This window comes from Sphingomonas kyungheensis, from assembly GCF_037120395.1.
In the GTDB taxonomy this organism is placed as follows: domain Bacteria; phylum Pseudomonadota; class Alphaproteobacteria; order Sphingomonadales; family Sphingomonadaceae; genus Sphingomonas; species Sphingomonas kyungheensis.
On sequence record NZ_JBBBDM010000003.1, the window covers coordinates 520,754 to 534,576 of the forward strand.

Annotated in this window: 13 protein-coding genes; 7 read left to right on the top strand and 6 right to left on the bottom strand. The window is 67.8% G+C overall.

Going from position 1 to position 13,823, the window contains the following annotated elements; genetic code table 11:
- Positions 1 to 241: 241 nt before the first annotated feature.
- Both V8201_RS10240 and dapE read left to right on the top strand, forming a co-directional pair.
- The gene (locus V8201_RS10240; RefSeq protein WP_037534350.1) at positions 242 to 901 is read left to right on the top strand and encodes a glutathione S-transferase family protein; all 660 of its coding nucleotides are present in this window, start codon (positions 242 to 244) and stop codon (positions 899 to 901) included.
- Positions 898 to 2,013: a succinyl-diaminopimelate desuccinylase gene (dapE, locus tag V8201_RS10245; protein WP_336545205.1), complete on the top strand. Its 1,116-nt coding sequence runs from the start codon at positions 898 to 900 to the stop codon at positions 2,011 to 2,013. Before V8201_RS10240 ends, dapE begins: the two co-directional genes overlap by 4 nt.
- Here dapE and trpS read toward each other — a convergent pair.
- From trpS to secB, 3 genes are read right to left on the bottom strand one after another with little or no spacing between them, the layout of a single operon-like run.
- Entirely contained in the window at positions 2,010 to 3,026 is a 1,017-nt protein-coding gene (gene trpS / locus V8201_RS10250) for a tryptophan--tRNA ligase (protein WP_336545206.1), read from the bottom strand. The genes dapE and trpS overlap by 4 nt on opposite strands.
- Positions 3,023 to 4,609, bottom strand: coding sequence for a murein biosynthesis integral membrane protein MurJ (gene murJ / locus V8201_RS10255; protein WP_336545207.1), 1,587 nt, complete (start codon positions 4,607 to 4,609; stop codon positions 3,023 to 3,025). Before murJ ends, trpS begins: the two co-directional genes overlap by 4 nt.
- Positions 4,610 to 4,633: 24 nt before the next feature.
- A complete protein-coding gene (secB, locus tag V8201_RS10260) occupies positions 4,634 to 5,143 on the bottom strand; it encodes a protein-export chaperone SecB (protein ID WP_037534356.1) in 510 nt (169 codons plus the stop codon).
- Positions 5,144 to 5,333: 190 nt separating this feature from the next.
- On the opposite strand from secB, the gene V8201_RS10265 reads away from it, so the two are divergent.
- From V8201_RS10265 to V8201_RS10275, 3 genes are all read left to right on the top strand, one after another.
- Positions 5,334 to 5,984 carry a Tim44/TimA family putative adaptor protein gene (locus V8201_RS10265; protein WP_271298933.1) on the top strand — a complete coding sequence of 217 codons (651 nt, stop codon included), beginning with the start codon at positions 5,334 to 5,336 and terminating at the stop codon, positions 5,982 to 5,984.
- Between the two features lie 330 nt (positions 5,985 to 6,314).
- Positions 6,315 to 7,676, top strand: coding sequence for a murein transglycosylase A (gene mltA / locus V8201_RS10270; protein ID WP_336545208.1), 1,362 nt, complete (start codon positions 6,315 to 6,317; stop codon positions 7,674 to 7,676).
- Entirely contained in the window at positions 7,657 to 8,220 is a 564-nt protein-coding gene (locus V8201_RS10275; RefSeq protein ID WP_336545209.1) for a Smr/MutS family protein, read from the top strand. The genes mltA and V8201_RS10275 overlap by 20 nt, the downstream gene beginning before the upstream one ends.
- A 155-nt stretch (positions 8,221 to 8,375) precedes the next feature.
- On the opposite strand, the gene dnaA is transcribed toward V8201_RS10275, so the two are convergent.
- The 3 genes from dnaA to mutM all read right to left on the bottom strand — a co-directional run bounded on the left by dnaA (position 8,376) and on the right by mutM (position 11,460).
- Positions 8,376 to 9,788, bottom strand: coding sequence for a chromosomal replication initiator protein DnaA (dnaA, locus tag V8201_RS10280; protein WP_336545210.1), 1,413 nt, complete (start codon positions 9,786 to 9,788; stop codon positions 8,376 to 8,378).
- Between the two features lie 431 nt (positions 9,789 to 10,219).
- A complete protein-coding gene (gene rpsT / locus V8201_RS10285) occupies positions 10,220 to 10,483 on the bottom strand; it encodes a 30S ribosomal protein S20 (protein WP_037534840.1) in 264 nt (87 codons plus the stop codon).
- A gap of 161 nt (positions 10,484 to 10,644) precedes the next feature.
- A complete protein-coding gene (gene mutM / locus V8201_RS10290) occupies positions 10,645 to 11,460 on the bottom strand; it encodes a bifunctional DNA-formamidopyrimidine glycosylase/DNA-(apurinic or apyrimidinic site) lyase (RefSeq protein ID WP_336545211.1) in 816 nt (271 codons plus the stop codon).
- A 55-nt stretch (positions 11,461 to 11,515) separates the two neighbouring features.
- On the opposite strand from mutM, the gene V8201_RS10295 reads away from it, so the two are divergent.
- Positions 11,516 to 12,262 (top strand): class I SAM-dependent methyltransferase, encoded by a 747-nt coding sequence (locus V8201_RS10295; RefSeq protein ID WP_336545212.1) that lies wholly within the window; start codon positions 11,516 to 11,518, stop codon positions 12,260 to 12,262.
- Positions 12,263 to 12,281: 19 nt separating this feature from the next.
- A complete protein-coding gene (ubiB, locus tag V8201_RS10300) occupies positions 12,282 to 13,817 on the top strand; it encodes a 2-polyprenylphenol 6-hydroxylase (protein WP_037534843.1) in 1,536 nt (511 codons plus the stop codon).
- Positions 13,818 to 13,823 lie beyond the last annotated feature (6 nt).

Sequence of the window (13,823 nt, forward strand, 5' to 3'; positions counted from 1 at the left end):
GCCATTGGTTGCCCGCGGCCGCAAGCCGTTGGGATCGGCCGCCGAATGACGCCTCCTGTCCTATCTCCCCCGCGCCGCGCATAGGATGCGGCATGATCCGCCTGCCCTGCCGCCGCGCCGCCACCGGTCGCAAACGGAAACGATCGATGCGGATCGTTTCCGTTAAGGTGTCCAACTTGTCCATGTTCGCCGGTGCGTGGATGGCTGGACCCGTGGCCCGCCCGCGGCTAGGCCCTTGGTCATGAAGCTCATCATCGGCAACAAGGCCTATTCGAGCTGGTCGCTGCGCGGCTGGCTGGCGTGCAAGCAATCCGGCCTCGCCTTCGAAGAGGTGGTCGTGCCGCTCTACGATGCGGCATGGGACCGCCGCCGCGAAGGCGCTGAGTTCGCCCCCTCCTCGGGCAAGGTGCCGATCCTGTGGGATGGCGAGGCGGTGGTATGGGACAGCCTCGCCATCGTCGACTATCTCGCCGACAAGACCGCGCGCGAGCGGTTCTGGCCAACCGACGAGGCGGCGCGGGCGATGGCCCGCTCGATGGCGGCGGAGATGCATTCGAGCTTCACCGCCCTGCGTCGCAAGCATCCGATGAACATCCGCCAGGTCTTCGACGCGCGCCGCCCCGACGATGACGTGGTCGCCGATCTCGCGCGGATCATGGAGCTGTGGGCGCAGGCACGCGCGCGCTGGGGCGGCGGCGGCGCCTTCCTGTTCGGCGACTTCGGCGCGGCGGACATCATGTACGCGCCGGTGGTGACGCGCATCCTCACCTATCAACTGCCGATCGCGCGCTTCGCCGCCGGCTATCTCGACGCGATGATCCGCCATCCGTTCATGCAGGACTGGATCGCCGGCGCGCAGGAAGAGGATTGGGTGATCGAGCAGTTCGAGCAGCCCGCGTGACCGACGTCGTCGCGCTCGCACAGGCCTTGTTGCGGGCGGACAGCGTCACGCCGGCTCGCGGAACCGTCTTCGACCTGCTCGAAGCCGCGCTGCGCCCGATCGGCTTTGCCGTCGATCGCTTCGTCAGCGGCAGCGCCCCCGACGGGCCGGTCGAGAATATGATCGCGCTGCGCCCCGGCGCGGGCCCGCATCTCGCCTTCGCCGGTCATGTCGACGTCGTGCCGCCGGGCGACGGCTGGACCGGCTCGCCCTGGTCGGGCGAGATCCGCGGCGACCTGCTCTACGGGCGCGGCGCGGTCGATATGAAGGGCGCGGTCGCCGCCTTCGTCGCGGCGGCGGCGCAGGCGCAGGGACCGACGCTCAGCCTGCTGATCACCGGCGACGAGGAAGGACCGGCGACCTATGGCACGCCGGCGCTGATCGACCGGATGGCGGCGCGAGGCATCGCCCCCGACGTCTGCCTCGTCGGCGAACCGACCTCGGTCCGCCAGCTCGGCGACATGATCAAGATCGGCCGGCGCGGATCGGTCAACATCTGGATCAGCGTGCCGGGGCGGCAGGGCCATGTCGCCTATCCGCATCTCGCCGACAATCCGGCGGGCAAGCTCGCGCGTGCACTCGCAGCGCTCCAGACCTTGGGGCTCGATCACGGCAATGACTGGTTCCAGCCGTCGAACCTTGAGATCACCGACATCCACGTCGGCAATCCGGCGCATAACGTCATCCCGGCGCGCGCCGAGGCGCGGATCAACATCCGCTTCAACGATCTGCAACGCGGCGAGGCGCTGATCGAACGCGTCGCCGCGGTGGTCCGCGAGCATGCGCCCGCGGCAAGCGTGACCGGCAAGGTATCGGGCGAGGCCTTCCTCACCCCGCCGGGGCCGTGGACCGCCGTGGTCAGCGGCGCGGTCGAGGCCAGGACCGGGCTCATCGCCGAACTGTCGACCTCGGGCGGCACCTCCGACGCGCGCTTCCTGTCGCAGCTCTGCCCGACGGTCGAGTTCGGGCTGGTCAATGCGACGATGCACCAGGTCGACGAGGCGGTGGCGGTGGCGGACCTCGCCACGCTCACCGCCATCTATGCCGAGGTGATCGCCCGCCTCGCCGCCTAGAGCATCAGCCCCATCGTCTCCTGCGTCCGGCGCAGCATCGGCGCGGCGAGCGCCCGCGCCTTCTCCGCCCCCTGTTCGAGGATCGCGTCGATCGCGGCACGATCGTCGAGCAGCCGCACCATCTCGTCTCGGATCGGCGCGAGCGTCGCCACCGCGAGATCGGCGAGATCGGGCTTGAACACGCCGAAGCCCTTGCCGGCATAGTCGCGCAGCACGTCCGCCGGCTTGCGATCGGCGAGCGCCGCGAAGATCGTCAGCAGATTGCGCGCCTCGGGCCGCTCCGCCAAGGCCTCGATCGTGTCGGGGAGCAGGTCGGGATCGGTCTTTGCCTTGCGGAACTTGTCGGCGATCACCTCGTCGCTGTCGATCAGCTTGACCACCGATTGCTCCGACGGGTTGGACTTGGACATCTTCGCCGACGCATCGCGCAGCGACATGATCCGCGGCGCGTCGGCGCTGACCAGCGGCTCGGGCAGCGTGAACAGGTCGGTCTCGTAATCGGCATTGAACTTGGTCGCGATGTCGCGCGCCAGTTCGAGATGCTGCTTCTGATCCTCGCCGACCGGGACGTGCGTGGTGTTGTAGAGCAGCACGTCCGCCGCCATCAGCACGGGATAGTCGTAGAGGCCGACGCTGGCGCCCTCGCGGTTCTTCCCCGCCTTGTCCTTGAATTGCGTCATGCGGTTGAGCCAGCCGACCCGCGCGACATTGTTGAGCAGCCAGCCGAGCTCGCTATGCGCGGTGACCCGCGCCTGGTTGAACAGGATCGACCGGTCGGGATCGATCCCCGCGGCGACCAGCGTCGCGGTCATCTCGATCGTATTGGCGCGCAGCTCGGCCGGGCTGATCCACTCGGTCAGCCCGTGCAGATCGGCGACGAAATAAAGCGTCTCGCCCCCTTCCGCCTGGATATCGTCCTGCTGCACCACCCACTGCTTCACCGCGCCGAGGTAATTGCCGAGGTGGAGGTTGCCGGTGGGCTTGATACCGGACACGACGCGCTTTGTAGTCATGAAGTGGCTCTGCGACGGAGAATGGAACGGAGATCGGAGACGCGAAACGCACCCGTCACGAAACAGGCAAGCCCGTATATCGCGACGCCCGAGCCGACAAGCACGGCAAGGGCAATCGCACGCACGGGCAGCGACCCGACTAGGTAAGGCTCGATCCACGGCGTGACGAGCAGCAAGGCCCCACCCATGAGCAGAGCGGAAAGGCCAAGGCGCGGCACCTTACGTTTCAGCGCGGGATCAAGCGCGAAGTGCCCACGCCGACCAAGCACGACATAGAGCGATACGACGTTGATAGTCGAGGCGATCGCCGTCGCGAGGGGCGGACCAATCTGACCGATATTCCAATGGGCGAGGCCCGGGATTAAAATGAGATTGCCGACGAAGTTTATCGCGACCGAATAAAGCGCCAACCGCACCGGCGTGCGCGTGTCGGCCCGAGCATAGAAGCCGGGCGTCAGCACCTTAACCAGTACATAACTAGGAAGACCCAGGGAGAAGGCGGCAAGTGCCTGTGCCGCGCGAACCGTATCGCCTGCACCGAATGCACCGTGCTGAAACAAACCGCGGACCAATGGCTCGGCAGCAAATACAAAGGCAGCAGTCGCGGGAAGCGTAAGAAACAGCGCAAGTTCCAGACCGCGGTTCTGCATTTCCATCGCTTCTGCCTCACGCCCCTCGGATAATTGTCGCGAGACGACGGGTAGGAGGATTGTCCCTAATCCTATCCCGATTAATCCGAGTGGCAATTGATTGAGTCGGTCGGCGTAATAGATTGCGGAAATCGATCCGGCCGCAAGCAGATGCCCCGCCAGTGCAGTAGATATGGCGAGATTGATCTGCGCCGCACCCGCGCCTGTTGCCGCCGGGATAATCAGCTTGAGCATCTTCTTGACGTCGTCATCGATACGCGGGCGGCGGAGGCGGAGGCTCACACCGGCGCGGCGGCACGCGAACCACAGCCATGCCAGCTGTAAAGCGCCGCCCGCAGTGACAGAAATCGCTTGCGCCCGCGCGGTCGCGTAAGGATCACCGCCGTGAAAGAAAATAAGTGCTGCGACCATCGCAACGTTAAGCAGAATCGGAGCTGCTGCGTTGACCCAAAATCGGTGCATTGAATTGAGAATGCCGCCGAGTAAGGAAACGAGGCTGATCAGCATCAGATACGGAATAGTAAAGCGCGACAACGTCACGGCGAAGTCAAATTGTTCAGGGGTAGGATGTTGCCGATCGAAGCCGCCGGACAACCCCCAGGTGATTGGATAGGCGGCCGCCAGCATCAGCAAGGTAAAGCCAAGCAGCACCGGGAAGAGTACGGCTAGCGCCCGTTCGGCAAAATCAATCCCCGCAGCTGTCCCACCGCCCTCTGCGACCTTGCGATTGAACAGCGGGATGAAGGCAGCGGAAAACGCCCCCTCCGCAAAGAGGGCGCGGAACATGTTGGGAAGACGGAAGGCGACAAAAAAAGCGTCGGACGCAAAGCCCGCCCCGACATACGTCGCCTGTAACGTGTCGCGGACGAGCGCGAGCACCCGGCTGGCGAGCGTCAGCCCGCCGACCGAGCCCAAGGCCTTGGTCAGGTTCACGCCGCGACGCCCCCCGCGCGGTGATCAGGCGTGGCCGACCTCGCCGACCGAGAAAGCGCCGCCCTGCTCGGCCTGCTGCAGGTAGAGCTGGCCGAAGTCGATCGGCTCGAGCAGCAGCGGCGGGAAGCCGCCGTCGCGGACGCAATCGGCGAGCACGCGGCGCGCGAAGGGGAAGAGCAGCCGCGGCGCTTCGCCGAGCAGGAATGGCTGGATCGCATCGGCGGGAACGTTGCGCAGCCCGAACAGGCCGGCATAGGTCAGGTCGACGATGAACGCGGTCTGGCCCTCGGCCTCCGCCTTGACGTCGATCTTCAGCAGCACTTCGTGCACTTCCTCGCCGACCTGCGCGGTGCCGATGTTGAACTGCACGTCGATCGCCGGCGGATTGGGGTTCTGGAAGATGCCGGGCGCGTTCGGGTTCTCGAACGACAGATCCTTGACATATTGCGAGATGAGGCCGGCAGCGGGCGCATCGTCGGCGCCGTTGCTGAGCGGCTGCGTGTCGATCGTGGTGCCGTTGTCCTGGTCGGCCATGAGATGATCCTCGAATGAAACGAAAAGAGGGGGACCGAAGCCCGGGGTCGGGCGTTCGATGCCGATGGCGCCCGCGCTAGCAGCGTGCCGACGCGGTTTCAACGGGCTGGGCTCAAAACCTGGCCGATCCGCGGGCAGGTTTGAATCGAAGGGGTTTTGCGCCTATGTATCGGGTTGGATCGGAGGCACGGTGTTCTACGTAGTTCTTCTCGCGATGGTGGCGGCGTTCCTGGCGCTGCGCCTGTACAGCGTGCTCGGCAAGCGCACCGGCCACGAACAGCAGCCTTTGCCGCGGGCCGCCGAGGATCGCCCCGCGGCGATCGCCGCGCCCCCGCGTCCCCTCGATACGACGGTCGAGCAGCGCGAGCCGGTCAACCGGAACATCGATCCGCGCGCCGAGGCGGGGCTGCGGGCGATCATCGCCGGCGAACAGGGCTTCGACGTCAATCAGTTCCTTGCCGGGGCGCAGAGCGCCTATCGCATGACGCTGGAAGCCTATTGGGCGGGCGACGAAGCGACGCTCGCCGAACTTACCGAGCCGGACGTGGCGCATGCCTTTGGCGAGGCGATCGCGGCGCGGCGCGCTGCCGGCGAGACGCTGGAGAACCGGCTCGTCTCGATCGAGCGCGCGGCGATTGCCGATGCGTCGCTCGACGGGCGCGAGGCGCGGATCACCGTCCGCTTCGATGCCGACATCGCTGCGGTGACGCGCGATGCCGAGGGGCATGTCATCGCCGGATCGCTGACCGATGCGGTCGAGACGCATGACGTCTGGACCTTCGCCCGTACGTTGAAGAGCCGCGACCCGAACTGGAAGCTGGCGGATACCGACGAGGCCTGATCGGTCCGATCGGCCCTTGATCGACCCGGGCCGCAGCATGGCAGACTGTTAAAGCTCGCTCCCGCCTGCTTGGGCGTTCGTGTGTCGGAACCAGCTTCGCGGGAGCCGACGCATGTGATCAGTGTCATTTGATCGCCACACTCGATCTTCACGCCGGGTGGGCCGGGACTGACAGGCGTCCGGGGCGGATGTACGGCTCGTATCTGACTCCGCCTGCGCTCCGCAAAACCGGCGCCGCTTGCGATCAGCCGCATAGCCCTTGTCGTCTCCTCCGCGGTTCGGCACAGCCGCATCTTTCCGCAATCACGATGCGGACATACGGGGATGTGCATGACCGGTAACCGCGTAATCGCCAGCATCGCGCTGGCCCTTGCCCTCAGTGCCTGCGGCGGCCGGGTCGTGCCGCTCGCCCCCGGTCATACCCCCGTCGCGCAACCCGGTCGTCAGCCGGTGCGCCAGCCGGCCAGACCCACGCCGCGCCCCGGCGCCGGTGCGGGCGCACAGCCGATCGCCAGCGGTCGCGCCTTCGATGGACGCATCCAGCCCGCCTCCCCGCTTCCCGCCGCCCCCGTCGTCGCCAACGCCGGCGCGACCACGGCCGCGACCGCCGGTATCACCGCCGGCCCCGCACTGGCGTCGCTGCCGATCACCGAGGCGCAGGCGGAGGCAGCACGGCAGGCGTTCGTCACCAGCTGCCCCGGCCTGATGCGGCGCACCGATGCCTCCGGCCTGACCCGCGGCAGCGACTGGCAGGCGGCCTGCACCGCCGCCGCGAGCGTCCCGCGCGGTGGCGCGCGCGCCTTCTTCGCAAGCTATTTCGAAGCGGTGCAGGTCGGCGACGGCAAGGCCTTCGCCACCGGCTATTACGAGCCGGAGATCGCCGCCTCGCGCGAACGCCGCACCGGCTATAGCGTCCCGATCTACGCGCGGCCCGACGATCTGATCGACGTCGATCTCGGCAAGTTCAGCGATGCGCTCAAAGGCAAGAAGATCCGCGGCCGCGTCGATGGCAGCAACCTCGTCCCCTATTATGATCGTGCGGCGATCGAGGGTGGCGCGCTCGACGGCCGCGCTCCGGTGCTCGCCTGGGGCGCCGACGAGGCAGCGGTGTTCTTTCTCCAGATCCAGGGTTCGGGCCGGCTGCGGCTGCCCGACGGTTCGGTGATGCGCGTCGGCTATGACACGCAGAACGGGCGCGACTATACCGGCATCGGCGCGTTGATGAAGGCACGCGGCCTGCTCCAGCCCGGCCAGACCTCGATGCAGGGCATCGTCGCCTGGCTGCGCGAGCATCCCGCCGAGGGCCGAGCGATCATGCAGGAAAACAAGAGCTTCGTTTTCTTCCGCGAACTGAACACGCCGCCGGTGGGGGCGATGGGCTATGTCGTCAACGGCGGAGTCAGCGCGGCGGCCGACGTCAAATACGTGCCGCTCGGCGCGCCCGTCTTCCTGTCGATGGACCGGCAGGATGCCAGCGGCCTGTGGGTGGCGCAGGATACCGGCGGCGCGATCAAGGGCGCCAACCGCTTCGATACCTATTGGGGCGGCGGCGCGGTGGCGGAGGCGACGGCGGGCGGCATGGCGGCGCGCGGCACCGCCTTCCTGCTGCTGCCGATCGGCACGGTCGCGCGGCTTCAGCCCGATCGCTATACGCCCTATGGATCGGGCAGCGATGCGCCAGCTCAACCCTGACGAAGCCGACCTCTGGGCGCGGGTGATGGCGACGGTGAAGCCGTTGCGCGCCGTCGCGACCCCGGTCCGCCCGGTCGCGCCGCCGCCGCCGACGGCAGCCGCCGCCGCCAAGCCGACCAAGGCCTCCAAGGCGCTGACCCGCGCGATGGCGACGCGCGCGCCGGCGCCGCAACCGCTCGTCGCGTCCCCGCCGCCGCGCCAGAACACGCTCGACGGCAGCTGGGACAAGCGGCTGACCCGCGGTATCGTCAATCCCGACGCCTCGCTCGATCTGCATGGCCATACGTTGAGCTCCGCCTATGCGATGCTCGACGACGGCCTCGGCCGGGCGATCGCGCGCGGCGATCGCGTGCTGCTGCTCGTCACCGGCAAGCCGCCGCGCCCCGAAAGCGAGCGTCCGCACGCCCGCGGCGCGATCCGCGCGGCAATCGCCGACTGGCTCGCCGCCTCCCGCCATGCCGATGCGATCGCCGCCGTCCGCGGCGCGCATCCGCGCCATGGCGGCCAGGGCGCGCTCTATATCGTGCTGCGCCGGGGGCGCTGACGGAGCTTACGGGTTCGCGTAGAGACGCGGAGGCGCGGAGAAGCGGCGGTTGAGGGGCTAGTGTGCCCGTCACGACGGGACATGGTGAAGTGCCGCTGTCGCGGCAGGCACTGCCTCCGAGACCTCTGCGCCTCTGCGCGAACCCCAGGCCCGCGTTACGCCTCGAGCTCGCGCATCAGCGTGCGCACGGCGGCATCGATGTCGCGGTCCTGATCGCGCAATTCCTCGATCTTGCGCACCGCATGGATCACCGTCGAATGGTCACGACCGCCGAACTTGCGGCCGATCTCGGGGAGCGAGCGCGTCGTCAGCCGTTTGGCGAGATACATGGCGATCTGCCGTGGGCGCGCCACCGCGCGGCTGCGACGCGCCGAGACGAGGTCGAGCGGCTTGAGCTCGAAATGCTGGCTGACCAGCTTCTGGATCTCGTCGATCGTCACCCGCCGCTGCGCGCCGCGCAGCACCTCGCCCAGCGTCGCCACCGCAAAGTCGAGATCGATGCTGTCGCCGGTCAGCTGCGCATAGGCGACGACGCGGTTGAGCGCGCCTTCCAGCTCGCGGATATTGGCGTGGATGCGTGCCGCGAGCAGGTCGAGCACGTCGTTGGGGACCTTTGCCTCGGGCAGGTCTGCAAGTTTCCTGTCCAGTATCGTGCGGCGCAACGTCAGGTCGGGCGCCTTGATGTCGGCGACGAGGCCGACCGACATGCGGCTGACGATTCGCGCCTCGACCCCGTCGAGCGCCTGCGGGCACCGGTCCGCCGAGATGACGAGGCGTTTGCCCGCACTCATGATCTCGTTGACGGTGTGGAAGAACTCCTCCTGCGTTGCGTCCTTGCCGGCGATGAACTGGAGATCGTCGATCAGCAGCAGGTCGGCGCCGCGCAGCCGTTGCTTGAAGCTGTGCGTGTCGCGCGCGCGCATCGCCGCGACGAAGTCGAACATGAAACGCTCGGCCGACATGCAGAGCACGATGGCGTCCGGATGCGCGGCGAGAAAGGCATGGCCGATCGCGTGCATCAGGTGCGTCTTGCCCTGCCCGGTCCCCGAATGGAGGAACAGCGGGCTGAACCGCGGCACGCCCGGCTCGGCGAGCATCCGCGCGGCGTTGAAGGCGACGCGATTGGCCGCGTCGACGACGAAGCGATCGAAGGTGAAGCGCGGATCGAGCGGCGGGCGCTCGGCAGCCGGGCGCGTTGGCGCGGCGGCGGCCACCGGGGCCGCAACGGGAGCGGGAGCCGGCACCGGCGCCGGCGTCTCGGCGACCAGCTTGATCGCCGCGGGCGCGGCGAGCCGCGTCTCGATCGACACGCCGCGCACCTGCGGCAGCAATGCCCGGAATTCGAGCAGCAGCCGGTCGGCATAATGGTTGCGGACCCAGTTGGTCATGAACGCCGAAGGGAGGCCGAGGCGGATCGATTCGGCGTCGCCGTCCTCGATCAGCTCCATCGGCTTCAGCCATTGTTCGAACAGGCGCGCACCGGCCGATTCACGCAGGTTGCTGCGGACACGGGTCCAGGCGCGATGCGCCTCGCTCTCCGTCACCGCCACTGCCTGCCGATCGTTCAATGCATACCCCTTCGTTGCCGAAAGCGACGCATGTCGCCCGGCGGCCGTATTCAAGACAGACAAATCCCCCTGACGGCCAACGGCCGTTCGGCATGCCCACGCTGTTCAGGTCCCCGCCGGCGATGAATATCGCTGCGGTGGAGCGGAGTTATGAGGCCTGGGGCGAGTCGATCAACCCCTCGCCGGGTCACATTGGTGAAATAAACGGGATTGACAGCCCCTGCCCCGCAGAAACGCGTCCGGGAAAATGACAAGTGTTTGTTATTGCTCGATTTTTCGGGCGGACCGCGCGGAAGGGCGCAAATCCGCGGCACTCGAATCGCGGGAAGTCCGTGCTTTCCGTTTTCGTTCCCGATCGACCCGAAATCGACATCAAAAAACCCGCCGGGACGCGTGTCCCGACGGGTCGAAATCGACCTGAAACAGAAGGATCAGGCGAGCGTGCTGACCGCCTTGGTCAGACGCGAGAACTTGCGGCTCGCGGTGTTCTTGTGGAGCACGCCCTTGGCAACGCCACGCTGCAGCTCGGGCTGCACCGCCGCCAACGCCGTCGTCGCCGCGGTCTTGTCGCCCGAGGCGAGCGCCGCTTCCACCTTCTTGATGAAGGTGCGGATACGGCCGACGCGGTTTCCGTTGATTTCGGCGCGGCGATCGTTGCGACGGATGCGCTTCTTGGCTTGCGGCGTATTCGCCATTCGGTACGTCCTTGCGAGTATAGGGTCTGGTCAGAGCGGCGCCGGATCACCCTACGCCCTCTCGAAGGCAGCGCCCTTAGCGAAGGCGGTGTGCGAGGTCAACCTCGCTCCTTGCTTCACCCTCCGAGCATCCCGGTCTTGCGGCGAAATGGCGACGCACCTCAATTCCGCTGGCACTTGGGGCAATAGAAGGTCGAACGGCCGCTATCGACGCGGCGCCGGACGGTGCCGCCGCAATGGCACGGCTCGCCCTCGCGACCATAGACGAGGAACTGTTTGGAGAAATAGCCGAGCTCGCCATCCGGCCGGGCATAGTCGCGCAGCGTCGATCCGCCCGCCTCGATCGCCGCGAGCAACACCTCGCGCACCGCCACGGCGAGCCGGTCGAGTCGCGGCCGGGTGATCTGCCCGGCGGCGCGGGTCGGCGCGATGCGGGCGACATGCAGCGCCTCGCAGACATAGATGTTGCCGAGCCCGGCGACGATCCGCTGGTCGAGCAGCATCGCCTTGATCGGTGCGGCGCGGCCGGCAAGCGCGGCGTCGAGATAGGCGCCGGTGAAATCCTCGCCGAGCGGCTCCGGCCCCATCGCCAGGAACGGCGGATAGAACGCCAGCGCCGACGTCTCGACGAGATCGAGAAAGCCGAAGCGACGCGGATCGTTGAGCACCAGGCTCCGCCCGTCCGCCGTCTCGATCAGCAGATGATCGTGCGCGAGCGGCTCGGCCGGGTCAACGCGCCAGCGCCCCGACATGCCGAGATGGAAAATCAGGGTGTCGCCGCGATCGGTGTCGATCAGGCCATATTTGGCGCGACGGCCGAGCGCAGTGACGGTGGCGCCGGTGAGCCGCTGGCGCAGGTCGGGCGGGATCGCCTTGCGCAGGTCGGCGCGGCGCGGTTCGACCAGCGTCAGCCGCTGGCCGGCGAGCACCGGGGTGAGACCGCGGACGGTGGTTTCGACTTCGGGGAGTTCAGGCACGTCAAACAGCTAGGTTGCGTTTGCCCCCGCCACAAGCGGCGGCTAGGGCAGAGCCATGACCGACACCGCCCCCCCCGGAACCGTCTCCTTCGGCTATGAGGACGTCGCCCCCGACGAAAAGACCGCGCGCGTCGGCGGCGTCTTCTCCAGCGTCGCCAAAAACTATGACCTGATGAACGATGCGATGTCCGGCGGCATGCATCGCCTGTGGAAAGACCGCTTCGTCCGGCGCGTGCAGCCGCAGCCGGGCCAGCAGATCCTCGACATGGCGGGCGGCACCGGCGACATCGCGTTCCGGCTTGCCGCATCGGGCGCCTCGGTGACGGTGGCGGACATCAATCCGGCAATGCTCGAGGTCGGCATGCAGCGCGCCGCCAAGCGCGGCATCGACGGGCTGGTGTGGACCGAGGCCAATGCCGAGACGCTGACCTTCCCCGACCGGTTCTTCGACGCCTATACGATCGCCTTCGGCATCCGGAACGTCACCGACGTTCCCAAGGCGCTGCGCGAGGCGCATCGCGTGCTGCGCCGCGGCGGCCGTTTCTTCTGCCTCGAATTCTCGACGACGACCTGGCCGGGGTTCAAGGACGTCTACGACAGCTATTCGCACAAGCTCGTCCCCAAGCTCGGCCAGTTGCTCGCGCAGGATGCCGACAGCTACCGCTATCTGATCGAATCGATCCGCCGCTTCCCCGACATGCCGCGCTTCCAGGCGATGATCGGCGAGGCCGGTTTCGTCCGCACCAAGGCGGAGCCGATCCTCGGCGGGCTGGTCGCGATCCATTCGGGGTGGAAGATTTGACGATCGTAAGGCGCGTCCGATGACCGCGGCGGTCACCCATGTCTGGCGGCTGCTCAAATGGGGCCGTATCCTCGCCCGTCACGGCGCGCTGCGCGGCATCGAGCGCGATCCCAACACGCCCGCGCCGGTGCGCCGGCTCGCCCGCGTCGCCCGGTTCGGCGCGCGCGTGCCCAAGACCCCGCGCTATGCCGATGCGTTCCAGGCGATCGGGCCGGCCGCGATCAAGCTCGGCCAGACGCTCGCCACCCGCCCCGATCTGGTCGGCGAGGAGGCGACGCAGGATCTGCTGCGCCTGCAGGACCAGCTGCCGCCCGTGCCCTATGCGACGATCGCCGCGGCGATGGAGGCAAGCCTCGGCCGCCCGCCGTCCGATCTGTTCCGCCAGATCGAGGAGCAGCCGGTCGGCGCCGCCTCGATCGCGCAGGTGCATCGCGCGGTGACCACCGACGGCCGCACCGTCGCGGTCAAGGTGCTGCGCCCCGGCGTCGAGGCGGATTTCACTCGCGCGATCGCCACCTATGAATGGGCGGCGGCGCAGCTCGAAGGGATGAGCATCGAGGCGCGGCGGCTGCGGCCGCGGCTGACGGTCGAGAACTTCAAACGCTGGACCGCGCGCGAACTCAACTTCCGACGCGAGGCGGCATCGGCGTCCGAACTCGCCGAGTCGATGACCGCCGAACCCGATTTCGTCGTTCCCGCGATCGACTGGCAACGGTCGACCGCGCGCGTGCTGACGGTCGAGTGGATCGACGGCATCAAATTGTCCGATCGTGCCGCGCTGGTCGCGGCGGGCTATGACCTGCCCAAGCTCGCCAACACCCTGGTTCAGGCGTTCCTGCGCCAGGCGATCGCGGAGGGCTTCTTCCACGCCGACATGCATCAGGGCAATCTGTTCGCTCTGCCCGGCAACCGCATCGCCGCGATCGACTTCGGCATCATGGGGCGGATCGACCGGCGCGCGCGCGTCTGGCTCGCCGAGATCCTCTATGGCCTGATCACCGGCAATTACCGCCGCGTCGCCGAAATCCACTTCGAGGCCGGCTATGTCCCGAGCCACCACAATGTCGCGGAATTCGCCACCGCGCTGCGGGCGGTCGGCGAGCCGATGCGCGGCCTGCCGGTCAAGGACATGTCGATCGGGATGATGCTCGACGGGCTGTTCTCGATCACCCGCGATTTCGACATGGTGACGCAGCCGCATCTGCTGCTGCTGCAAAAGACGATGGTGATGGTCGAGGGCGTCGCGACGCGGCTCGATCCCGACATCAATCTGTGGGAGTCGGCCGCGCCGTTCGTACGCGAATGGATCCGCACCGAATTGGGGCCGGAGGCGGCGATTGCCGACCGGCTGATCGCCGACGTCAAGACGATCGCCGCTTTGCCCGAACTCATCCGCCGGATCGAGGCGCGCTACCCGGCGCCGGGCGGCGAGCCCCCCGCCCCGCCGCTGCGCGAGATCGAGGTGGTGCGGATCGGCGGTGGCTGGCGCTATGCCGCTGTCGCCGCCGCGACGGCGGTGGCGAGCGTCGGTGCGACCTGGCTGGTCGTCCACTGAGCCGAT

What these genes read in the sequence shown, in the direction of transcription:
- V8201_RS10240 (WP_037534350.1), top strand. Translation starts at nt 242, where the DNA reads ATGAAGCTCATCATCGGCAACAAGGCCTATTCGAGCTGGTCGCTGCGC.
- trpS (WP_336545206.1), bottom strand. Translation starts at nt 3,026, where the DNA reads ATGACTACAAAGCGCGTCGTGTCCGGTATCAAGCCCACCGGCAACCTC.
- secB (WP_037534356.1), bottom strand. Translation starts at nt 5,143, where the DNA reads ATGGCCGACCAGGACAACGGCACCACGATCGACACGCAGCCGCTCAGC.
- mltA (WP_336545208.1), top strand. Translation starts at nt 6,315, where the DNA reads ATGACCGGTAACCGCGTAATCGCCAGCATCGCGCTGGCCCTTGCCCTC.
- V8201_RS10275 (WP_336545209.1), top strand. Translation starts at nt 7,657, where the DNA reads ATGCGCCAGCTCAACCCTGACGAAGCCGACCTCTGGGCGCGGGTGATG.
- rpsT (WP_037534840.1), bottom strand. Translation starts at nt 10,483, where the DNA reads ATGGCGAATACGCCGCAAGCCAAGAAGCGCATCCGTCGCAACGATCGC.
- V8201_RS10295 (WP_336545212.1), top strand. Translation starts at nt 11,516, where the DNA reads ATGACCGACACCGCCCCCCCCGGAACCGTCTCCTTCGGCTATGAGGAC.
- ubiB (WP_037534843.1), top strand. Translation starts at nt 12,282, where the DNA reads ATGACCGCGGCGGTCACCCATGTCTGGCGGCTGCTCAAATGGGGCCGT.